Annotated in this window: 23 protein-coding genes and 4 tRNA genes; all 27 read right to left on the bottom strand. The window is 57.9% G+C overall.

All coding sequences use genetic code 11. The features are described 5' to 3' along the window. Nucleotides 1–1,871, bottom strand: a 1,871-nt coding sequence (gene fdhF, locus VEZ52_RS13005) for a formate dehydrogenase subunit alpha (protein WP_324837189.1), incomplete at its 3' end; no start/stop codon positions are given. A gap of 109 nt (nucleotides 1,872–1,980) precedes the next feature. Further along, nucleotides 1,981–2,487: a 4Fe-4S dicluster domain-containing protein gene (locus VEZ52_RS13000; RefSeq protein ID WP_324837188.1), complete on the bottom strand. Its 507-nt coding sequence runs from the start codon at nucleotides 2,485–2,487 to the stop codon at nucleotides 1,981–1,983. A 252-nt stretch (nucleotides 2,488–2,739) separates the two neighbouring features. After that, complete coding sequence (gene hycI, locus VEZ52_RS12995) at nucleotides 2,740–3,213, bottom strand: hydrogenase maturation peptidase HycI (protein WP_324837187.1); 474 nt, start codon at nucleotides 3,211–3,213, stop codon at nucleotides 2,740–2,742. Further along, nucleotides 3,210–3,629: a formate hydrogenlyase maturation HycH family protein gene (locus VEZ52_RS12990; RefSeq protein WP_324837186.1), complete on the bottom strand. Its 420-nt coding sequence runs from the start codon at nucleotides 3,627–3,629 to the stop codon at nucleotides 3,210–3,212. The genes hycI and VEZ52_RS12990 overlap by 4 nt, the downstream gene beginning before the upstream one ends. Beyond that, nucleotides 3,622–4,440 carry an NADH-quinone oxidoreductase subunit B family protein gene (locus tag VEZ52_RS12985; RefSeq protein WP_324837185.1) on the bottom strand — a complete coding sequence of 273 codons (819 nt, stop codon included), beginning with the start codon at nucleotides 4,438–4,440 and terminating at the stop codon, nucleotides 3,622–3,624. The genes VEZ52_RS12990 and VEZ52_RS12985 overlap by 8 nt, the downstream gene beginning before the upstream one ends. A gap of 2 nt (nucleotides 4,441–4,442) precedes the next feature. Continuing rightward, nucleotides 4,443–4,967, bottom strand: coding sequence for a formate hydrogenlyase complex iron-sulfur subunit (locus tag VEZ52_RS12980; protein WP_324837184.1), 525 nt, complete (start codon nucleotides 4,965–4,967; stop codon nucleotides 4,443–4,445). After that, nucleotides 4,961–5,095: a hypothetical protein gene (locus VEZ52_RS12975; protein WP_324837183.1), complete on the bottom strand. Its 135-nt coding sequence runs from the start codon at nucleotides 5,093–5,095 to the stop codon at nucleotides 4,961–4,963. Before VEZ52_RS12975 ends, VEZ52_RS12980 begins: the two co-directional genes overlap by 7 nt. Before the next feature lie 17 nt (nucleotides 5,096–5,112). Continuing rightward, nucleotides 5,113–6,852 carry a hydrogenase large subunit gene (locus VEZ52_RS12970; protein WP_324837182.1) on the bottom strand — a complete coding sequence of 580 codons (1,740 nt, stop codon included), beginning with the start codon at nucleotides 6,850–6,852 and terminating at the stop codon, nucleotides 5,113–5,115. A 1-nt stretch (nucleotide 6,853) separates the two neighbouring features. Next, nucleotides 6,854–8,494, bottom strand: coding sequence for a hydrogenase 4 subunit F (locus VEZ52_RS12965; RefSeq protein ID WP_324837181.1), 1,641 nt, complete (start codon nucleotides 8,492–8,494; stop codon nucleotides 6,854–6,856). A gap of 3 nt (nucleotides 8,495–8,497) precedes the next feature. Beyond that, complete coding sequence (gene hyfE / locus VEZ52_RS12960) at nucleotides 8,498–9,157, bottom strand: hydrogenase 4 membrane subunit (protein WP_227117667.1); 660 nt, start codon at nucleotides 9,155–9,157, stop codon at nucleotides 8,498–8,500. A gap of 2 nt (nucleotides 9,158–9,159) precedes the next feature. Continuing rightward, nucleotides 9,160–10,656 (bottom strand): hydrogenase 4 subunit D, encoded by a 1,497-nt coding sequence (locus tag VEZ52_RS12955; protein WP_324837180.1) that lies wholly within the window; start codon nucleotides 10,654–10,656, stop codon nucleotides 9,160–9,162. Nucleotides 10,657–10,674: 18 nt separating this feature from the next. Then, entirely contained in the window at nucleotides 10,675–11,652 is a 978-nt protein-coding gene (locus VEZ52_RS12950; RefSeq protein WP_324837179.1) for a respiratory chain complex I subunit 1 family protein, read from the bottom strand. 8 nt (nucleotides 11,653–11,660) lie between these two features. Continuing rightward, the gene (hyfB, locus tag VEZ52_RS12945) at nucleotides 11,661–13,697 is read right to left on the bottom strand and encodes a hydrogenase 4 subunit B (RefSeq protein ID WP_324837178.1); all 2,037 of its coding nucleotides are present in this window, start codon (nucleotides 13,695–13,697) and stop codon (nucleotides 11,661–11,663) included. Further along, nucleotides 13,690–14,319: a 4Fe-4S dicluster domain-containing protein gene (locus tag VEZ52_RS12940; RefSeq protein ID WP_324837177.1), complete on the bottom strand. Its 630-nt coding sequence runs from the start codon at nucleotides 14,317–14,319 to the stop codon at nucleotides 13,690–13,692. Before VEZ52_RS12940 ends, hyfB begins: the two co-directional genes overlap by 8 nt. 183 nt (nucleotides 14,320–14,502) lie before the next feature. Beyond that, complete coding sequence (gene focA, locus VEZ52_RS12935; protein ID WP_324837176.1) at nucleotides 14,503–15,393, bottom strand: formate transporter FocA; 891 nt, start codon at nucleotides 15,391–15,393, stop codon at nucleotides 14,503–14,505. Between the two features lie 838 nt (nucleotides 15,394–16,231). Continuing rightward, nucleotides 16,232–16,612: a 50S ribosomal protein L7/L12 gene (gene rplL, locus VEZ52_RS12930; RefSeq protein WP_298992900.1), complete on the bottom strand. Its 381-nt coding sequence runs from the start codon at nucleotides 16,610–16,612 to the stop codon at nucleotides 16,232–16,234. Nucleotides 16,613–16,663: 51 nt separating this feature from the next. Beyond that, the gene (rplJ, locus tag VEZ52_RS12925) at nucleotides 16,664–17,188 is read right to left on the bottom strand and encodes a 50S ribosomal protein L10 (protein ID WP_298992898.1); all 525 of its coding nucleotides are present in this window, start codon (nucleotides 17,186–17,188) and stop codon (nucleotides 16,664–16,666) included. Nucleotides 17,189–17,356: 168 nt separating this feature from the next. Next, entirely contained in the window at nucleotides 17,357–18,064 is a 708-nt protein-coding gene (gene rplA / locus VEZ52_RS12920) for a 50S ribosomal protein L1 (protein WP_324837175.1), read from the bottom strand. A 171-nt stretch (nucleotides 18,065–18,235) separates the two neighbouring features. Then, on the bottom strand, nucleotides 18,236–18,658 hold the full coding sequence (gene rplK, locus VEZ52_RS12915; RefSeq protein ID WP_022658434.1) for a 50S ribosomal protein L11: 423 nt from the start codon (nucleotides 18,656–18,658) through the stop codon (nucleotides 18,236–18,238). A gap of 66 nt (nucleotides 18,659–18,724) precedes the next feature. After that, entirely contained in the window at nucleotides 18,725–19,297 is a 573-nt protein-coding gene (gene nusG, locus VEZ52_RS12910) for a transcription termination/antitermination protein NusG (protein ID WP_240824745.1), read from the bottom strand. Between the two features lie 8 nt (nucleotides 19,298–19,305). Beyond that, nucleotides 19,306–19,545 carry a preprotein translocase subunit SecE gene (gene secE, locus VEZ52_RS12905; RefSeq protein WP_022658436.1) on the bottom strand — a complete coding sequence of 80 codons (240 nt, stop codon included), beginning with the start codon at nucleotides 19,543–19,545 and terminating at the stop codon, nucleotides 19,306–19,308. 22 nt (nucleotides 19,546–19,567) lie between these two features. Further along, a tRNA-Trp gene (locus tag VEZ52_RS12900) sits at nucleotides 19,568–19,644 on the bottom strand. A gap of 44 nt (nucleotides 19,645–19,688) precedes the next feature. Continuing rightward, on the bottom strand, nucleotides 19,689–19,838 hold the full coding sequence (gene rpmG, locus VEZ52_RS12895) for a 50S ribosomal protein L33 (protein WP_008684737.1): 150 nt from the start codon (nucleotides 19,836–19,838) through the stop codon (nucleotides 19,689–19,691). 3 nt (nucleotides 19,839–19,841) lie between these two features. Beyond that, nucleotides 19,842–21,035 carry an elongation factor Tu gene (tuf, locus tag VEZ52_RS12890; protein WP_298992895.1) on the bottom strand — a complete coding sequence of 398 codons (1,194 nt, stop codon included), beginning with the start codon at nucleotides 21,033–21,035 and terminating at the stop codon, nucleotides 19,842–19,844. Nucleotides 21,036–21,249: 214 nt separating this feature from the next. After that, nucleotides 21,250–21,325: transfer RNA gene (locus VEZ52_RS12885), tRNA-Gly, on the bottom strand. Nucleotides 21,326–21,425: 100 nt separating this feature from the next. Then, nucleotides 21,426–21,511, bottom strand: a tRNA-Tyr gene (locus tag VEZ52_RS12880). 46 nt (nucleotides 21,512–21,557) lie between these two features. Further along, a tRNA-Thr gene (locus tag VEZ52_RS12875) sits at nucleotides 21,558–21,633 on the bottom strand. Between the last annotated feature and the right edge of the window lie 35 nt (nucleotides 21,634–21,668).

The following is a 21,668-nucleotide window of genomic DNA, read 5'->3' as shown; positions in this document are numbered from 1 at the left end:
GCATCCTTGTCGTTCATCTGCACAAAGCCGGGTTCGTCCGCCAGTGCCGCCAGCGCCTTGCAGTTGCCTGTCATGGAGCGGCAGGAGTAGTGGCCCACTTCGCGCACGGTAGAAAGCACCAGCGGGAACTCGGAGCTGATTTTTTCCACAGGCGGGACCCATTCCACCGTAAAGAGGTGGCCCAGGCCGTCCGGGGTTTCAAACCTGATGCTGCCGTCGGGCTGTGCGTAAAGCACCTGGGTGCCGTTGGGGGCATCCTTGGTGCAGGGCCACTGGATGTAGCCGAGCCCGCCGTTTGCATCGAGCTTTTCATAGGTCGCTTCCGCATACTTGGGCGAGAGCGAGATCAGCTCGTTCCAGATCTCCCTGGTGTTGTTATAGCGCATGGGATAGCCCATGGCTGTGGACAGACGGCAGATGATGTCCCAGTCCACCTTTACATCGCCCTGCGGTTCCACAGCCTTGTAGAAGCGCTGGAAGCCGCGGTCGGCAGCCGAGTACACGCCTTCGTGCTCGCCCCACGTGGTGGTGGGGAAGATCACGTCGGCCACGGCTGCTGTCTTGGTCATAAAGCAGTCCTGCACAATGAGCAGGTCAAGCTTGCTGAAGCCGCTACGCACGCCTGAAAGGTCGGGTTCTGTCTGCAAGGGGTCTTCACCCATGCAGTAGAATGCCTTCAGCCTGCCAGCAGAAGCGCTCGCGGCGACTTCACTCAGGAAATGCCCCACCTTGGGGGACATTTTTTCAACAGGAACTCCCCAGGCCTTGGCGAACTTTTCGCGCATGGCCGGGTCTGTTACGCTCTGGTAGCCCACAAACACGTTGGGCAACGCGCCCATGTCGCAGGCGCCCTGCACGTTGTTCTGCCCGCGCACCGGAGCAACGCCGGTGTGGGGTTTGCCTATGTTGCCGGTAATCAGCGCCATGGAGGTCAGTGCCCGTACGGTCTCCACACCCTGATAGAACTGGCAAACGCCCATGCCCCAATAGATGCCCGCGCCCTCGGGGGCAGTGGCATACATGCGGGCGGTCTTGCGGATGGTTTCGGCATCAATGCCCGTGATTTCCGTAACCGCTTCAGGAGGATATTTGTCCACAATGGCTTTGAGTTCTTCAAAACCCGTTGTGTACCTTTCTATGAACTCCTTGTCCGCAAGTCCCTCGTTAATGATGACGTTCATCAAAGCATTGACGAAGGCCACGTTGGAACCGTTTTTCAGGGGAACATGCAGGTCGGCGATACGCGCAGTTTCAATCTTGCGCGGATCACAGACAATGATGGTTGCCCCTTTTTCTTTCGCCTTTACCACCCGGCGGGCGATAATGGGGTGCGAATCTGCCGGATTCCACCCAAAGATGAACAAGCATTTAGTATCTTCAATCTCCACAATGGAGTTGCTCATTGCGCCATTGCCGACCGATTGTTGCAGACCTGCAACTGATGGGCCGTGTCAGACCCGCGCGCAGCAGTCGACATTATTGGTGCCGAGAGCCGCGCGGGCGAATTTTTGCATTATGTAGTTGGTTTCGTTGCCGGTGGAGCGGGAAGAACCGGATACCATGATGGAATCGGGGCCGAATTCTTCCTTGATGGCCGTAAGACGTGATGCCGTGTAGTCGATGGCCGTATCCCAGGAGACAGCCTCGAATTCACCGCCACGCTTGCGGCGGATCATGGGGTTTTTGACTCTGGGAGTCAGGATCTTGGTGTCGTTGATAAAATCCCAGCCATACAAACCCTTGAGGCACAAGGCCCCCTGATTGGTCAGGCCGTTGGCGCCTTCTGCGCCAACCACGCGGCCATTCTCAACCAGCAGGTTGATCTTGCAGCCCGAAGCGCAGTACGGGCAGACTTCTATTACTTTTTTCATGATAACCTCTTGTATTCATTTTAACAGCGGCGAGCACTCCGCTGCTCTGGCAGGCTTGTTGCGCCGTATTTCAATAAGAGGCCAGGCGGCGTAAGCACCACCACCTCGCTTACTGAAATGCTGCTGCTCCCGCGGGCTGCACTGTTTCATCCTCCACCACAAACAACACATTGGTGGGGCAGGCCCGCACGCAGGAGGGGCCTTCGGGCACGCTGGCGCACAGATCGCACTTTTGCGCCAAGGCCTTGCGGCTGAATCCCAGCGGTTTGCCGCATACGGTGCGGCGCACCTTGTGGCTTGTGACCCGCATGACCCCGTAAGGACAGGCCATGATGCAGGCCTTGCAGCCTATGCATTTGTGCCGCAGCACGGTGACGCTCTCGCTGTCGGCAACAATGGCCCCGCAGGGGCAGGCCGATGCGCAGGGGGCGTCTTCGCACTGGCGGCAGGCAACCGGAGTGCTGATGTCTTCGTGCTTCAGGATGGCGACTCTGGCCTTGAAGTCAGAGGCGGTCATGTCTTCAATACGCAGTTCACTGTGCGCCAGGGCGCAGGCTATCTCACAGGTGCGGCAGCCTATGCAGCGCCCTGGATTGGCCGCTATGCGTTTTTTCATAGAAAGCCCTTGCTTGTTTTACGGCTCGGCGTGGGGCCGGCCAATATTCGTTAAATTGCAACAAGGATGCCAGTATGTTGCAAAAATGATCTGGCATTCTGTATTGTTACGATTACTGTAAAAACCGTGTTCGCGCTTGTTCGTCAAAAGTGTCGAACTGTCGAATGGTGAACTCGTGTGAAATTTATAACAATCACTGTTACTCCAGACGGTTAGCTGAACTTATCCAGTTTCGTCATTTTTGACGAAACTTCAGGCCAGCCAGGGAATGTCGCCAAGGCCGTCCGCCAGGCCCGAGTGGATACGCTCCACCGCATGTTGCACGGCATCGGTAATCGGCAGGCAAAAGCCCACTTCCTGCGGCTGGATGCCCAGAAACACAACCTGCTCAATCTCCCGTTCCAGTTCGTCCATAATGAAGGAGAGAGGCATGTTGTGGGTGCTGGCTATGCCCATGGAGCGGATGCGTTCCTTGTCCACAAAGCGCATTTCACCGGGGGCAAGCTCCAACGTGGCAACGTCCACAATGAGCAGACGCCGGGGCTTCATGGCTTTGACCGCGTAGGTGACGTTTTCTGGCATTGAGCCGCCGTCCACCACAGTCCAGCCCGGCACAGGGTTTGCCTCCATGCGTTCGCACAAAAGCGGCCCTGCGCCGTCATCGCCCATAAGGCTGTTGCCCACGGTCAGCACAACGTTGCAGGCTTGGGGGGCGGTGGCTGTCATTCCATCCTCCGGGGGAGTTGCACCATGAGGTAGAGGGCCGGCTCGCGCTGAATGGCGGCCAGTTGCTCCATGAGCACAGCGCTCCAGCCCTTGTATGGCTCGTCCATGCCGGGCATGGCTTCGCCAAAAGCCTTGCCCAGCATGCCCGCATGGTTCGCATCGATATGGATTTCGCCAAAGGTCAGCAAGCCGTTCATCTTGCGGCGGGCCTCGCCCTCGGGCAGCAGGCCCACCCATGCTTCATAGGCGTCTCTGGGGCATTCCAGCACGTTGACGAGGCAGTCGATAACCCCCACGTGATGCCCGATGGCAAGGGAGTAGTACATGACCTGTTTGGTAGCGTCAGACTCGGGAAGATCCTTCTGCGTATCCAGAAACTTTCGCCGCAGTGCGTGGAAGCTGACCATCTCAGTCATGGCAGATCCCCTGATCCTGCTCAACGCTCAGGCTGTCGAAAAACACTTCGCGCAGGCGGAAGAGAATTTCCGTCAGGCGGGGGTCTTCGGCATCGCGAATCCATTTTTGCAGGTTGGCTTCAAGGGCGGCGGTGCTCCCGGCCTCAAGGCACTGGAAGAACCTGTCGCTGATTTCCCTGCCCTGGCGGTAGCCAGCCAGCAGACGCGCCTCGCGTTCAATCCGCACGCGGATGTCGAGCGGGGCATCAGGCAGCAGGGGCGCGGGCGCGGCTGCGCCGGATTCCTCGTGATTGCGTTCCTTGAGCTTTTGGTCCAGCAGGCCAAGGGCCATGGCAAAGCCATAGATGGTAGCCTGCGGGGTTGGCGGGCAGCCGGGAATGTACACGTCAATGGGCACAATCTTGTCGCTGCCGCCCCACACGGAATACATGTCGTGGAAGATGCCGCCGCTGCACCCGCATGCGCCGTAAGAGACGCATATCTTGGGGTCAGGCGCGTTGTGGAAGGCGCGCAGGGCGGGCATGCGCATGGCGCGGGTAACTGCGCCCGTGAACAGCAGAATATCCGCATGGCGGGGCGAGGGAACCACCTTGATGCCGAAACGTTCGGCATCAAAAATGGACGTGATTGACGCGAAGATTTCAATTTCGCAGCCGTTGCAGCCGCCGCAGTCAATGCGGTAGACGTAGGCGGAGCGCTGAATGCGCTGCAAAAGCGCTCCCTTGAGCGCGGCTATGGAATCCTCAACGCTGACAGGCTCGGTTTTGTAGTGCGAGATACCGGGCGCGTAGGCATAGGGAACAACGGACATGGCTATACCTCCTGCCGGGGCTTGAGGCCGAGGGTCTGCTTGCGCTTGCACTGGGGGCAGGTTTCAAACTGCCGCCGCTGGTCGGGGTCTTCTTCTGTCATACCGTTAGCCTGCATGGTCAGGGCCAGCGCGTAGTCCACCTCTTTTTGCGGGGCAAAGGGGGTGCCGCACTGGCGGCAGTGGCACAGGCTGAAGGTGCAGCGCTCATAAAGGTCGTCCTTGCGCATGACGGCAAGTTCAAACTCCTGCGAGAGGCGCAAAGCCCTGGTGGGGCAAACTTCTTCGCAGCGGCCGCAGAAGATGCAGCGTCCGGCGCAGAACTGCCAGGTGCGCACGCCCTTTTCCAGATCGGTTTCGATGGTCAGGGCATTGGGCGGGCAGGCGATGGCGCAGGCTGCACACGAAATGCAGCGTTTGGGATCATATTCCGGCTTGCCACGGAATGTGGGCGTGAATTCGGCAGGCGCGAAGGGATACTTGATCGTTACCTCGCCTGCATCACGGACTATTTTGAGTAATTTCAGCATGACAGCGCCTCCTCAAGCATGTTGCGCATGTGCATGGCCGCCGCAGCGGCGCAATGACGGGCCGCCCATGTGGCGGGGGCCGTACTGCGCTGCCGCGCGCGGTTCTGGTGAATGTTCGTGGTTTTCATACGCTTTGCCACATGCTTCAGGGCAGGGGTGAATGTTTGCGGTCAATGCCGTACTGCTCAAAGTCTTGATACGATACGGTCTTGGCCTTCTTTTTGCGCACATCCACAAGTGTGACGCGGTCTGTGCAGGAATAGCAGGGGTCAAGGCTGCCGATGATGAGGGCGGCGTCAGAAACCGTATTGCCGCGCAGGGCGTAGCGCAGCACCGGCCAGTTGGCGTAGGTGGCCGCGCGGCAGCGCCAGCGGAAGATCTTCTGGTTGTTGCCGGTCATGCTCCAGTGCACGTCTTCGCCGCGCGGGGCTTCGGTAAAGCCCAGGGCAAACTTGTGGGGCGTGTAGGTGAAGCCTTCGGTCAGCACCGGGCCGCCGGGCATGTTGTCAAGCACGTAGCGGCACTGGGCGATGGAGTCGAACACTTCCTTTACCCGCACAAGCGCGCGGGAAAAGATGTCGCAGCCGTCAAAGGAGAAGACGTTGACGGGAATATGGGCGTAGCCTTCAAAGGGATGGTCGGCGCGCACATCCCGTGCAAAGCCGCTGCCGCGAATCATGGGGCCAACGGGGCTGTAGTCGCGGGCCACCTTGCGGTCGAGAATGCCCACACCCTTGGTGCGCTGCTCAAAGTTGGTGGTGCTGAGGAGCATGTCCACCAGTTCGGCCACTTCCTTCTCAATGGAATTGAGCAGGGCAGTTGTGGTTTTGCGCGCATCGGCAAGAATATCGTTGCGGATGCCGCCGATAAGGTTGAGGCCGTATGTCTTGCGCGAACCGGTGAGCAGCTCGGCAATGGTCATGGATTTTTCACGCACGCGGAAGAACTGCTGAAAGCCGGAGTCAAAGCCCGTAAAGTGGCAGACAAGGCCGAGGTTCAGCAGATGGCTGTGCAGGCGCTCTGCCTCGAGCAGCAGGGTGCGTATCCAGCGGGCGCGCATGGGCACGTTGATGTCCAGGGCGTTTTCCACCGAGTTGGCGTAGGCGATGCTGTGGGCATAGCCGCAGATGCCGCACACGCGCTCGGCCAGAAAGGTGATTTCATGGTAGCCCATGCGCACTTCTGCGGCTTTTTCCATGCCACGGTGCACATAGAACATGCGGTAGTCGGCATCCACCACGTTTTCGCCGTCAACGAACAGGCGGAAGTGCCCAGGTTCGTCAGAAGTGACGTGCATGGGGCCAATGGGAAGAATGCGGTTTTTCTCGCTGCCCAGCTCGTTGATGAAATCGTAGGTTTCCGTGTCCGTGGTGGGCGCAGGGCGCTGGCGGTAGTCCATGCAGTCCTTGCGCAGGGGGTGCAGGTTGTCCGGCCAGTCGTCGGGCAGCACCAGACGGCGCGCATCGGGCAGGCCCACAGGGGTAAGCCCGTACATGTCGCGGATTTCGCGCTCGCCCCACACGGCGGCGGGCACCCTGGCTGTTACGGAAGGGAACTCCTGCCGGTCGGCGTCCACAAAGGCGCGCACAACTATCCAGCATTTTTCGCCTTCTTCCATGGAAAGGGCGTAGTAGATGGCAAAGCTGCCATTGAGCGTGCGTTCGTCGTTGCCAAAAACCACTGGCAGCCAGCCGCCCTGATCGTAATAAAGATAGGAAACAACATCGGGCAGAGCCTCCAGCTTGACCGTGATGGTGAGCTGGTTGCTGGTTTGCCGTTCTTCATCAAGAACAGCATAGGGAAAGCGCTGCCGCACGTTTGCCACATACCCGGCGCCGCGATTGCCGCTGGCGGGGTGTTGGGTCTGTTCCGTGGTCGTGCTCACGTTATATCTCCTGACGGGAAGAAGTTTGCTTTGCGGCATCGGCTTCCGCCGCATCCGCCGTATCATGGGAGGCGGCGCGTACCATGTCGCGCAGGGCGGGCTGCACCTGGGCAGTGGCGGTATTTTTATCCAGCACAATGCTGGTGGCTGCGTTGAGCATGTTCACCACCGGGGCGGGCGTGCAGGTGCCCATAACAAGCAGCAGGCCCAGCAGCACAGCGGCGGGGATGAGGGTCATGCTGCCCTGTTCGCCTCTGGCGATGGATTCCGGCGCCTGACCGGAGAGCGTCACCGCCACCAGATGCACCAGCGCACCCAGAGCGATCATGAGCAGCACGGCCAGAGCCGCAACCAGATACATATGACCGGCGGTGATGCCGGAAACGACCACCATGAATTCGCTCAGGAACACGCTGAACGGCGGCAGGCCGCCCAGAGCCAGGGTTCCCGCTGCCAGAAACACGGCAGAAACAGGCATGACCTTGAGCATGCCGCGCACGGTGGCCATGTCGCGCGTGCCGTACTTGAGCAGCACATTGCCCGACACGCAGAACACCAGACCTTTGGCAAGGCTGTGGCTGATGACGTGGAACAGGGCGGCAAAGATGCCCAGCGGGCCGCCAAAACCAAGGCCCACGGCGATGATGCCCATGTTTTCAACACTGCAATAGGCGTAGCGGCGCTTGATGTCGTTTTGCGAGATCATGCTGAACGCGGCCACAAGTATGGAGAGCAGGCCGAAAACCAGCAGCATGTTTTGCGGCACAGTGCTTGAGATGCTGCGGCTGATAAGGATGTAGTAGCGCAGGATGACCAGCATGGCCGCCTTGAGCAGTACGGCGGAAAGCAGGGCGCTGGTGGGGCTTGGGGCTTCGCTGTGGGCATCGGGCAACCATGCGTGCATGGGGAACAGCCCGGCCTTGGTGCCAAAGCCGATCAGCACGAACACAAAGGCCAGGTACATGAGGGTGTGGTCAAGGCCGTCCGCATAGCGCAGGGCTTCGGTCCAGAAAATGGCGTCCGAGGGGTCGAGCCCCTGGGCAGTCATGGCCGCCGAGGCGTTGGAGTACACCAGTACCGTACCATAGAGGCCAAAGGCCACGCCCACGGTGCAGATGACAATGTACTTCCAGGCTGCTTCAAGCGAGGAATTCTGCCCGTAAATGCCCACCAGAAAGGCCGAGGCCAGGGTAGTGGCTTCCACGCCAGCCCACATGAGGATCAGGTTGTTGGTGGTAATCACCGAAACCATGGTGAAGATGAACAGGTGGAAAAAACCGTAATAGTTGCAGAGCGTGGGCACGGAGACTTCGCCGTGATCCACTTCCTGCTTCATGTATCCGTAGGAATAAAGGCCGGTTATGGTGCCAAGCACGGCCAGCACGGCCAGAAACATGGCTGAAAGGCTGTCGAGGTACAGCCACTTGCCGGCGGCAAAAAGAGCGCCATGCTCATATACACTGCTTACAAGTCCGTAGGCCGTGACCAGAAGGGCCGCACAGCCTGCCGTATTAATGATGTTGACAACGGCGCGTATGCCTCGCCCGCAGAATGCGCAGGCAAAGCACAGCAGCGACGTGATCAATGGCGCGGCGAGCAGCAGGTAAAAAAGCATGGGGTTGCTGTTGGTCATGACATTCATGGCTCACCCCTTCAGCGCGGAAAGATCATGCGCGCGCAGCGTGTTCATGGTGGTGAAGATGCGGCGCACCATGTAAACCATGATGATAACCGCGAAGATGGCGTCTGTGGAAATGCCTATTTCCACAAGATGCGGGGCCTGATTGGCCAGCAGGGCCAGGGTCATGTGCGCGCCGTTTTCCATCAGGCAATAGCCGAATATCTGCTTGATGATGTTGCGCTGCACCACAATGCACATAACGCCGATCATGAAGTGACCGAGCGATACGGCCAGTACAGGTTCAAGCCCGTGCTGGGTGATGATGGGCACCTGAACCGTGCTCACCACAAAGTGGCACAAGAGCAGCAGAACGGCTGACAGTATGACGACCACAGATGTGGGAATGACCATTCCCTGCGCTTCCGGGTCGCTCATCTTGCCGAGGGCCTTGTACATTATCAGCGGCACAAGGATGACCTTGGTCAGAACGGCGGTTCCGGCCCAGGTATACAGCTCGTGCGCCTGCATCAGGCCGCCCAGCGCTATGAACGAAAGCACCAGCACGGCAGACTGCACAGCGTACAGCAAGGCGGATGTTGTGGCTTTTTTGCAGGTGACCACCATCAGGGATGTGACCACCAGAAGCCCCGCGAGATTGTTGATGATTATGCTTGAACTCAACATGCTTAGCCTCCGTGGTTCAACCAGTAAACGGCCATGATGCTGGAACAGAACGACATGAAAACAAGGATGGCCAGCACCAGCTTCATGGCGGCAGGCACAGGCTGCGCCTGGGCCACAACCTCAGAGGGTTTGCCGGGAACAGTCTTGCCGAACCAGTAGAGGAACCAGGCAAAGCTGCCCACGGATTCGATCATGACCAGCACCGTCAGCACCAGCACCAGCCAGTGGGTTGAGCCAAGGGCGAAACCGGTGGTGAAGATGGGGTACTTGCTGAAAAAGCCATTGAGCGGCGGCACGCCGGTGATGGCCAGTGCCGCCACGCAAAAGCCCACGCCCAGCAGAGGCAGGCGTGACAGGATTCCCTGCAACTGGGTGAGGGTACGCGTGCCACATGTGTAGCTGAGCGCGCCAGCAACAAGGAAAAACAGGCTCTTGGCAAAAGCGTGGTTGAAGATGTAGGCGATCGCGCCAAACAGCAGCACCGTATTGCGCAGAACCGGGTCCGTGCACAGGGCGGCCAGAGAAATGGCAAAGAAGATGTACGAAAGCTGGGTGATGGTGGAATAGGCCAGCAGACGCTTCATGTCTGTCTGCGGCAGGTACATGATGAAGCCGTAGATAAGGGTTATCACGGCCATGACCATGCCCACCTGACCAACAACCGGGGGGATGTCCCCGGCGGCCATGACGGCGCGGGCAAAGATGAACACGCCCACCTTGACCATGGATGCTGCGTGCAGATAGGCGCTCACCGGGGTGGGCGCTTCCATGGCGTCGGGCAGCCACATATGCATGGGAATCTGGGCGGACTTGCCCCAGGCCGCAAAGAGTACGCCGCCCACGACGATGATCTTGGCGGTGTCGCCAAGCCCGGCAATCCCGGAAAGGGCGAAGGAGCCTGTTTCATGGAACAGCCATGCCGCAGCCACATACAGGCCCAGAGCGCCAAGGTGGGTCACCAGCAGGGCCTTCATGGCCGAGCGCAGCGATTTGGGCGTCTGGTAGTAACCGATCAACCCCCACGAGCAGCCGCCGGTGATTTCAAAGAACAGCAGCTGGCCAAAGAGGGTGGAGGACAGCGTAAGCCCTGCCATGGCGCCGATAAAGGCCAGCATGATGGCGTAAAAGCGGGTGGTGCCTTCGTGCGGATGCTCGCGGTTGCCCTTGGTCAGGTAGGCTGTGGAGTACAGCACCACCAGAAAACCGAGAAAAACCACGGCAAAACAGATAAGCGTGCTTACCCTGTCGATGAGTACGCCGAATATTTCCACTGTGTGCCCAGCCCCGCCAAACATGGCGGAGTTGTAACTCACAAGGCTGAATGTGCAGTTTTCGGGCATACCTGCGTTGAAGTATGCCAGGCCAAGGGCCGCGCTGCCTGCCGAAGCGGCAAGGGCAACCACCAGCGCCAGCGCCCGTGCCGCGCGGTACGGCAAACAGGCGGCGAGCAACGCGCCGATGAACGGTATCAGGATTGTTGCCAGTGCAATTTTATCCATGACTTCTTCCTCGACGCCCTAGAGCTTGCTGAAGTAAAAGACGAATGCCAGGGCCGCCACGCCAAAACCGGACCAGGTGACGCGCGGGGTCAGCAAAAAGCGCCCACGGGCAAGGCTGTTTTCGTACAGCGAGGCCAGCACAAAGATGACCAGCAGCTTCAGAACGAATATGACTGTGGCGGTAAGCACGGATACAAGGCTCAGGCTCTCGGGCGTTACATTGCCAAAGGGCAGAAACACGCTGATGAACACGCTGGCCACAACCGCCTGCTTGAACTTCACGCCAAGGCAGACCATGGCCAGGCCGGGGCCGGAATATTCGGTCAGCGGGCCTTCCTGAAGTTCCTGTTCCGCTTCGGGGTAGTCAAAGGGGATCTTGCCCATTTCAATAAACACGGCAAAGGCGCAGGCCACCATGGCCAGTGCCGCCGCCGTGGGCATGGATCCGCCCCAGTTCTGGCGGAATATCTCGCTGATGATGCCAAGGTTGGTCGAACCCGCAATAAGAGCCGCCACCAGCAGGGCCAGCATGAGCACAGGTTCCACCAGCACGCCCAACAGCATTTCGCGGCTTGCGCCCATGCCCGCAAAGGGGCTGCCGGAATCCAGCCCGGAAAGGGCGAAGAAAAAACGGTAAAGAGCGAAAAGATACAGCAGGGTTATCAGATCCGCCGCGCTCACCATCTGGGAGCTGGCCACGATCAGGGGCAGCGTCATGGCGATGGCCGCTGCGCTGGCAATGAGCACAAAGGGCATGATTCTGAAAATGATGCCCGACTGCGCAGGGGCCACTTCCTGCCGGGTCATGAGTTTGGCCAGGTCACGGTAGTCCTGCAACACGCCTGCGGCACCCAGAGGGCCGAGACGCGAGTGCATTCTGGCCCGGATTTTACGCGAAATGCCGGACAGCAGAGGGGCCAGCAAAAGCAGAAGCAAGGTCTGCGCTGCGGCCAGCAGCAGGGATACCGGCCAGGACAAGAATTGCATGGTAAACATGATTCCCCCTAGGCGGCTTTGATGAGAAGCAGCGCGATAAGCGCGATGATGATATACAGGCAGTAGAGGCGGAAATCGCCCTGCTGCAGCCGCTGCACACATATGCCGATTTTTTGCACGGCGCGGACGATGCGGGCAAGAATGCCGTCGTCCCACATGGGTTCCACACGCCGGGCGGTACGGATGACCGAATCAAGCGCACGCGACATGGCCGGGGCCGGATCAAGCGCCTGACGCAGGCGGTAAAGCCCCGCAAACACATGGCGCAGACCCTGGGTAAAGCTGCCGGCAGAAAGGGCCATGCGTTCTTCGTAGCCATACCCGCAGGCCCATGGATCGTTTTTGCGGCGCATGGGCAGGCGGTCGGCCTTGCCAACCATAAAGAGCAGTACGGGCAGCAGCATGCCGCCCAGCAGCAGGAGCATCACCAGAGTGGGCGAAAGCCCGGTGGCGGCATCCGCGCCGGGAACAAGCACACCCTGCCGCACGGCTTCAAAGTGTTGCTGACCAGCGGCGAGAGAGTCGGCCACGGCGCTGATGACAGGGGCCACGTAGGCCGCGCCCACGCCCAGCACCACGCACAGCGCGGCCAGCCCGAGCATGGAAAACGTCATGGCAGCGGGAACTTCCGTGGCTTCCGCAGCCTTGGCGCTGCGCGCCTGCCCGCAAAAGCTGATGCCGTACACCTTTACAAAACACATGGCGGCCAATGCGCCGGTGATGGCCAGCATCACGATTGCCACAGGGCCGGAAAGGCGGGCAATGGCGGACGAATGCTGGCTGATGCTCACAAGGCCCTGATAGGTGTACCATTCACTGACAAAACCATTGAGGGGCGGCAGGGCCGAAATGGCCATGCAGCCAACCAGAAAGGCCAGAGCCGTGCGCGGCATGCGCTTGCCAAGGCCGCCCATCTTTTCCATGTCCTTGGTGTGCACCTTGTAGATGATGGCGCCAGCGCCGAGGAACAGCAGGCCCTTGAACACGGCATGGTTCAGCAGGTGATAGAGCGCGCCCAGAAAGCCCAGAGCGGCCAGCAGCGGGTTTTTGAGGGCAAGACCCATGAGGCCCACGCCCACGCCCATGAGGATGATGCCCACGTTTTCAACCGTGTGGTAGGCAAGCAGGCGTTTGATGTCGTGTTCCGCCAAGGCGTACATAACGCCCAGCACGGACGAAACAGCGCCGAAGGTCAGCACCACAACACCCCACCAGACAGGCATATCCACGCCGCCCAGCAGGTCTGCGCCCACCTTGATGATGCCGAACACGCCGATTTTGACCATCACGCCAGACATCATGGCCGAGGCGTGCGAGGGAGCAGCCGGGTGCGCCCTGGGCAACCAGCCGTGCAGGGGCAGCATGCCCGCCTTTGCGCCGAAGCCAAAAAATGCCAGCAAGAAGGCGATTGAGGCCATGGCAGGCGAAATCTGCGCCTGACGGAAGGCCGCAAAATCAAGGCTGTTGTTGGGCGTATGGCAGTACATGATGAAGAATGAAGCCATGATCAGCACAGAGCCGGCATGCGCGATGAAAAAGTAGAGCAAGCCAGCGCTGACGGCTTCGCTTTCCTGATCGGCAATGACCAGAAAGTAGGAAGAAAGCGACATGACTTCAAAAAAGATGATAAAGTAGAAGGCGTTGTCCATGACCATCAGCGCCACCATGGAGGCGATGAAGGTGTTCATGAAAAATCCCATGGCTGACGCGCCCTTGCCTTCGTATTCCCGCACATAGGCAATGGAATAGATGGAAGCGGCAACCGCCAGCAGGGAGATGACGCCCGTCATGAAGGCTCCCAGCATATCCAGCCGCACGGCCAGATGCGCAAAGGGGAACGGCCCCGCGTACACATGGTTGAGGGCATCAGCGCGTTGCAGCAAAAAGGGCAAAACCGCATACAGCCCAAGTGCGCCGCCAAGCGCGCCAAAGAGTCCGTTAATGGTGATGGCGGCCCGTTCATTGCGGCCAAGCAGCAGGGAAAGCACGCCACCTGCCATGTAGGCCAGCACAGCCCAAAGCAGGATTTCAAGTGGATCACGCATGCTGCACCCCCGACATGGTTATTGCCGCCGGGGCGGCATCATCGTCGTGTTTTTCCTGCTCAAGCGCGGCAACACGTTTGCTATTTTGCAGTTCCGCCAGCGTTTTTTCATCCACAAGCTGCAAAGCCATGGTGGGGCAAGCCTCCACGCAGGCCGGGCGCGAGCAGAAGTAGCAGAGGTCGCACTTTACGGCGACGGTGCGGCGGCCCACATTCCAGGCCAGAAAAGGCGGCATGGAGTAATTGCTGCCCGGAGCGTCGGCCAGTTCTTCTTCCGGCACGTAATGCTCGTACACCTCCGGGTGTCCGGCTGGTCTGTCGGCAGCGGGGGCAATGGCCCCAAAAGGACAGGCCAGGCCGCACAGTTTGCAACCAATGCAGTTGCTTTCGTTGATGTGCACCGAATGCCCCGTGGCCGTGATGGCGTTCACCGGGCAGACTTTGGCGCAGGGCATGTCTTCGCAATGGCGGCAACTCACCGGCGCTGTGCCGTTGCCGTAGCGCATGACCTCAAGCCGGGGCCTGCTGAGCAACCCCTGCTGCTCATGCGCCAGCGAACATGCCGCCATGCAGGTATTGCAGCCGATGCACTTGACCGGGTCCGCAAAAATGAAATGGTTCATAACCTTCCTCGTTACGCAAGGGATCGTGATAATGGCCCCTGTTCAGCAGAATACGTGCCATTATGCACAAACCCAGTATTCATGCGCATTTTGGGGAATATATCTGCCCGCTGTCCGTGCGGCGGGGCATCCATAAAGCTGTGTTTGACACTTTTGACGAAGTGCTTCGACAGCTTCGACATTTTAGCCGATGGTGGGGGACTGCTTTTGCGAAACGGGCTTGGCAGCAGCCTGATGGTCGTCGTGACCGTGCTTCAGGTAGATGAGCCAGTGGAAAAGCCCCACAAAAACGCCGCCGCCGAGGATGTTGCCCAGCGTCACAGGAATGAGGTTCTTGAAGATGAAGTTCTGCCAGTTCAGCACAGAGGCGATGTGCGCGGGATCGGCCAGCTTGGCGGCCACTTCGGGGGGCATCATGTTGCTGCACAGAATGCCGATGGGGATCATGAACATGTTCGCCACGCTGTGCTCAAAGCCGCAGGCAATGAAGAGCCCCACAGGGAACAGACAGGCGATCATTTTGTCGAAGAGAGAGCGCCCGGCGTAGCTCATCCACACGCCCAGGCAGACCATCAGATTGCACATGGCCCCAAGAAAAAGCGCTTCAATAAAGGTGTGGGTGAGTTTGTGCTCTGTGGTGTTGATGTAGAACAGCGCGATGCTGCCGCCATTTTCCCACGGATGACCGCTGAGCAGGATCAACGCCACAAGAAAGATGCTGCCCAAAAAATTGCCTGCGTAAACTACACCCCAGTTGGAGAACATCTGCCCCCAGCTGATCTTGCCGCTGGCACGGGGAATAAGCGTCATGGTCGTGGAGGTGAACAGATCCGCGCCCAGAACAACAACCAGCATGAGGCCCAGGCTGAACACCAGCCCACCCACAATTTTGCCCGCGCCGGTTGCGTTGGCTATGGCGCAGTAAACAAAGCCCAGACCGATAAACACACCTGCCATGACAGCAAGCAGAAAAGCCTTGCGGGCTGGCTTGAGCGCCTTGCCCTCCATGACAGCAGCCGCCTTGTCGCACATTTGATATGGATTCAGCGCTTCGAAGGAGGAAGAATCAGCCATAGTATTCTCCTTTGCATGGGTAAATTGTTGAGCTTGGGAATTTTTACACATATTGCAAAGTAGATGCCAAATAAAATTAATATATTTCAAATTGTTATGATAATATTTTTTACACGTAAATTCGGGCAAATGTGTCGAAGCTCACACCTGAGATCGAAACCAAGGTGTCATCCTGCTTAAGTATACGGTATTGGTATGAAATTGTGTGAGATCGGTCAGTTGGAAAAGAGATGCGTTTATTTCTTATGCAGCCAACGCCAATGCAACGCATAGAGGACGTGTCGAGAACGTGAATCTTGGCACAACATGGGAAACGCAGGGTAAGGACGAGCGGAAAGGATGCTGTAGCAGCTAAACCAAGGGTGGGAAGGAGTAAGAATGGAAAGACTGTGTGTTTGTTGCACGCAGCGTGACATAATCACTTAGCGGCTGACATTTCAGGTCAGGCTGTCAGTGAGGTTAGGGGCTGTATGTATTGATTAGAGGCTGGATACCTGTCGCCGCAAAATGCAGGTGTCACGATGTCTGCTGCGCTATTTGCGCTATCGACAGGTCTTCGTAGGCGAGATTGCATTGAGCCTTCGCCTGGGGGAATGCTGGGAACTATCCAGAAAACAGATGGAACGCGGCTTCGTTGCAGGCTGCGGGCTTTGCACCAAAGCCTGACTTGCTGGTGATGACCATGCATACTGAGGCAAAGTGTTTGAGAGGTCGGGCTGAAGGTGAAAGAGATTGGCAGATATCAGGCATCTGTGAAGCAGCTCCAGCGCCTTGTAGAAGGCAATAAAAAAAGGCGGAACCCTAAGGTTCCGCCTCAAAAGCACGGTATAAACCGAACTTACTTCACTTCGACGGTGGCGCCGGCTTCGGTCAGCTGCTTCTTGGCATCTTCAGCTTCTTCCTTGGACACGCCTTCCTTCAGGGTAGCGGGGGCGCCGTCAACCTTTTCCTTGGCTTCCTTGAGGCCCAGGCTGGTCAGAGCGCGCACAACCTTGATGACGCCGATCTTGTTGGCGCCAGCTTCCTTCAGGATAACGTCGAACTCGGTCTTTTCTTCAGCGGCTTCAGCGGCGGCAGCGGGGGCAGCCATCATCATGGCGGCGGCAGGCGCAGCGGCGGAAACGCCGAACTTTTCTTCGAGTTCCTTGATGAACTCAGAAAGTTCGAGAACGGTCATATTGGAGATAAATTCAACAACTTCTTCTTTGGTAACGGCCATGATAAGTCTCCTGATCTTTGGCTTTAGTGCAAATAATTCGATGGTTGCTTGCTATGCGGCGTTGGATTTCTGATCTTCGATGCCCTTGAGGGCATAAAGCAGACCACGCACCACGTTGGCGAACAGCGAAACAAAGTTGGTGGGCACGGCGTTCATGGTGCCGAGCAACTGACCGAGGAGCTGTTCCCTTCCGGGCAGCTTGGCCAGTGCGTCAATCTGGGCGGCATCCATAGCCTTGCCGTCCAGGCTGGCGCAGCGAAGCTCAAAGAGCTTGCTTTGCTTGGCAAAATCGCTGAGCGCCTTGGCCACCGCCACGGGGTCATCGAACCCAAAGGCTACGCCGCAGTTATCATGGAAATTATCCTTGATAGCGTTGTGCGTACCGTCGGTCAGAGCAATACGGGCAAGCGTGTTTTTAACGACGAGATATTCGCCGCCTGCATTACGCAGAGAAACGCGCAGGTTCGTCAGCTCTTCCACCGTCATGCCCTTGAAGTCCGTGATAACCGCAAAAGAAGCCTTGTCGGCGCGGGCCTTAACGGCTTCAATAATTACGGCTTTTCCAGACCTGTTCACGTGATACCTCTCACGTTCGGGGTTGCCAGGTGGAATGCCGAGCCAAAGAAGAAGTGTCTGGACAGGATATTAAGAGCTTGCGCCCACCTGTCGTCTTCGACTCGAATTCCGTATCCTTAGACAGATTGTGGGCGCACTGACATACAGCGCGCCCACAGCCTTGAGAGCTTAGCCCTCAAGAAATTTTTTAACCTGAGTCATGTCAACCTTGAAGCCAGGGCCCATGGTGGTGGACACTGCCATGGAGAGCATGTAGCTGCCCTTGGCGGCGGAAGGCTTAAGGCGGTTCACGGCGTCAAGCAGGGCCTTGAGGTTGCCCAGAATCTTTTCGGGACCAAAGGAGACCTTGCCAAGGGGGGCATGCAGCACGCCAGCCTTGTCAACCTTGAAGTCCACGCGACCGGCCTTAAGTTCGGTAACGGCCTTGGTCACATCAAAAGTGACGGAGCCGGTCTTGGCGTTGGGCATAAGGCCACGGGGGCCAAGCACGCGACCGATCTGGCCCACAAGAGCCATAACGTCGGGGGTAGCCACGGCGGCGTCAAATTCGAGCCAGCCTTCCTTGACCTTGGCGACCAGGTCTTCGGCGCCCACAACGTCTGCACCGGCTTCGCGGGCTTCTGCCTGCTTTTCGCCCTTACAGAACACGGCCACGCGAACGGTCTTGCCAAGCCCGTGGGGCAGGGTCACAGCGCCGCGAACCATCTGGTCGGAGTATTTGGGGTCAACGCCGAGGCGCACGGCCACGTCAACTGTCTCGTCAAATTTGGCAAAGGAAGCGCCAAGCGATTTGCTGATGGCGTCTTCAATGCTGAAGCGTTCCTGAAGGTTGCTACCTTCAAGCGCCTTGCGGAAATTCTTGCCATGTCTGGGCATGAGATAATCCTTTCGTTTTGCATCTCCTGCCGAACTTTGTCTTGCGCAAAGGCGGCAGTACAATTGATTTCAACGATGGCTGCCAAGCATTTTAAAGCTCTTGCAGCCGTAAGACCAATGTGCCGTATATGCAACGAGCGCCCTTGGGCGCTCACGGCTTTAAAATAGGCCTTACTTAACGTCAATGCCCATGCTGCGAGCGGTACCAGCAATGGACTTCACCGCAGACTCAATGCTTGCAGCATTCAGATCGGGCAGCTTCAGCTTGGCGATTTCTTCAATCTGCGCCATGCTCAGGCTACCAACCTTGTTACGGTTGGGTTCGCCGGAACCTTTTTCGATCTTGGCGGCTTTCATGATCAGCACCGAGGCCGGGGGGGTCTTGGTGATGAAGGTGAAAGAGCGGTCGGCGTACACGGTGATGACCACAGGAATGATCGTGCCCTTCTGTTCCATGGTGCGGGCATTGAATTCCTTGCAGAAACCCATGATGTTCAGGCCGTGCTGACCGAGGGCAGGACCAACCGGCGGCGAGGGGTTAGCCGCGCCAGCGGGGATCTGCAGTTTGATTTTGGCAACTTCTTTCTTGGCCATTTGAGTTATCCTTCATCGCTGCTCGCGCAGTTCAAGGCAAAGCCCTGTCGCGCGGGGGGCAAGTCATTAACCTTTGGATACCTGCACGAAATCCAGTTCCACAGGGGTCTGACGACCAAAAATGGAAACGGAAACGCGCAGTTTCCCCTTGTCGTAGTTGACGTCTTCCACAACGCCATTGAAGCCGCCAAACGGCCCTTCAATAACGCGTACTTCGTCGCCGCGGTCAAAGTTGAACTTGGGCCTTGGCGTTTCCTGGCGAGACTCCATCAGGGTGAGAATGCGCTGTGCTTCACTCTCACGCATTGGGGTAGGACGGTTTTTGCCGCCCACAAAGCCGGTGACCTTGGGGATGGACTGTACCAGATGCCAGGAAAGATCCGTCATGGTCATACGCACCATGACATACCCGGGATAGAACTTGCGCGTAGAGGTGCGCTGCTGTCCACCCTTGGTAGGTTCAATAACCTTTTCAGTGGGAACAACAACTTCCTCAATAAGCCCTTCATCCTGCCCGGTGCGGCGCAACTCGTTAATGGTCTTCTGCACACGCTGCTCGAAACCCGAGTAGGTGTGCACGATGTACCAGCGAGCTTTTTTGCAGAGCTCGGAAGTTTCGTCGATAACAGGGTCTTTCATATCGGCCTTCAGGACAATAGGGTCTTGATCAGGGAAGACAGACCAAAGTCCACCAGCCCCAGGATGACAGCCATCACGGCTACAAAGCCCAAAACAGCCAAGGTGGCTTTGCGCGTTTCCTGCAACGTAGGCCAGGTGACCTTGCGCAATTCGGCCTTGGCGTCCTCAACGTAGCGAGTAAACCGTACGACTGGATTCGGGCCTTTGTCCGCCTTAAGGTCGGCAGCTTGAGCTTGTTTTTTTGCCATGGTGTAATCCGGAGATAAAAAATGGCAGGGCAGGAGGGATTCGAACCCCCAACATGCGGTTTTGGAGACCGCCGCTCTAGCCGTTAGAGCTACTGCCCTGCACACCGTCCGGGGGGCTTATCGCCCCCCGGCGGAAGTTTATTTTACCTGGTTTCGCGATGCACTGTGTGCTTCTTATCCCAGGGACAATACTTTTTCATTTCCAGCCGACCGGTAGTGTTTTTCTTGTTCTTCCGGGTGCTGTAGTTGCGGCGCTTGCACTCGGTGCAGGCCAGTATGATATTAACTCGCATATGCTACTCGATGATTTCTGTCACCACACCGGAGCCAACGGTGCGGCCACCTTCGCGGATGGCGAAGCGCAGACCGGATTCCATGGCGATGGGGGCGATGAGTTCAACGATAAACTGGGAGTTATCGCCAGGCATAACCATTTCCACGCCTTCGGGCAGGTTGATGATGCCGGTGATGTCAGTGGTACGGAAGTAGAACTGAGGACGGTAGCCAGAGAAGAACGGGGTATGACGGCCGCCTTCTTCCTTGGAGAGAACGTACACTTCAGCCTTGAACTTCTTGTGGGGCGTGATGCTCTTGGGAGCGGCAAGAACCTGGCCGCGTTCCACGTCGTCACGCTTGGTGCCGCGAAGCAGGGCGCCGATGTTGTCGCCAGCCTGACCCTGGTCAAGCAGCTTGCGGAACATTTCCACGCCGGTGCAGATGGTCTTCTGGGTGGGCTTGATACCCACGATTTCCACTTCGTCGCTGACCTTCAGAATACCGCGTTCCACACGACCGGTAACAACAGTACCACGGCCAGAGATGGAGAACACGTCTTCGATGGGCATCAGGAAGGGCTTGTCGATGTCGCGCTGCGGTTCGGGAATGAAGTCGTCGCAAGCCTGCAGAAGGTCAAGAATGCACTTGGCCTCGGGCGCGTCGGGGTTATCGCATTCCAGAGCCTTGAGGGCGGAACCGCGGATAACCGGAACGTCATCGCCGGGGAAGTCATAGCTGGAGAGCAGTTCGCGAACTTCAAGTTCCACGAGTTCCAGCAGTTCTTCGTCGTCAACCAGATCGCACTTGTTCAGGAACACCACGAGCTGGGGCACGCCGACCTGACGGGCAAGCAGGATGTGCTCACGGGTCTGGGGCATGGGGCCGTCGGTGGCGGCCACAACGATGATACCGCCGTCCATCTGAGCAGCGCCGGTGATCATGTTCTTGATGTAGTCGGCGTGGCCGGGGCAGTCAACGTGGGCGTAGTGACGGTTGGCGGTTTCGTATTCCACGTGTGCGGTGGAAATGGTGATGCCGCGTTCCTTTTCTTCGGGGGCCTTGTCGATTTCGTCATACGAAATGAACTTGCCCGAGCCCTTCAGGCCGGCGATCTTGGTGATGGCGGCGGTAAGGGTGGTCTTGCCATGGTCGATGTGGCCGATGGTGCCAATGTTTACATGGGGCTTTTTGCGTTCAAATTTTTCCTTGCCCATTGTACGTCTCCCTGGAGAAAAAAATGTTTGCGTTTTACCTGCGTTACTAAATTCTATTGAATTCGTAGAGCTGTAACGCCTGCTCCTCGCGTAACGGCTGCGGCAGTGGGAAGTTCCGTTGGGCGGCCCGCTATCCGCATTCAGTCCCTGGACACCAGGGAACGTGCATTGGCGGACAAGATGACTGAGGGGGAGGCGGATTCAGGCAGGATTTTGGAGCGGGAAACGGGATTCGAACCCGCAACCCTCAGCTTGGAAGGCTGATGCTCTAGCCGTTGAGCTATTCCCGCACGCTACCGTAGTTCCCCGACAGGCTTCCTGTCTCCTACAGCCAAGGCAGTTTATTCAAACCAGCCACCAACCGTCCAGTATTTGGCGACGGAAAAGTGGTGGTGGAGGGGGGTGGATTTGAACCACCGAAGTCTTACGACGACAGATTTACAGTCTGTTCCCTTTGGCCACTCGGGAACCCCTCCACTCTTGCCGAAAAGTCGGAAAGTCCGATCTTCGTTCAGCTTCTTGTGGAGCTGGCGATGGGACTCGAACCCGCAACCTGCTGATTACAAATCAGCTGCTCTGCCAGTTGAGCTACGCCAGCGGCAACACAGCTTATTAGCGATTTTCATTCTGCTT

The organism is Desulfovibrio sp., from assembly GCF_035644575.1.
Classification (GTDB): Bacteria; Desulfobacterota; Desulfovibrionia; order Desulfovibrionales; family Desulfovibrionaceae; genus Desulfovibrio.
Note: the sequence above shows the minus strand (reverse complement) of the source record. Positions and strands in the feature narration are given on the sequence as shown.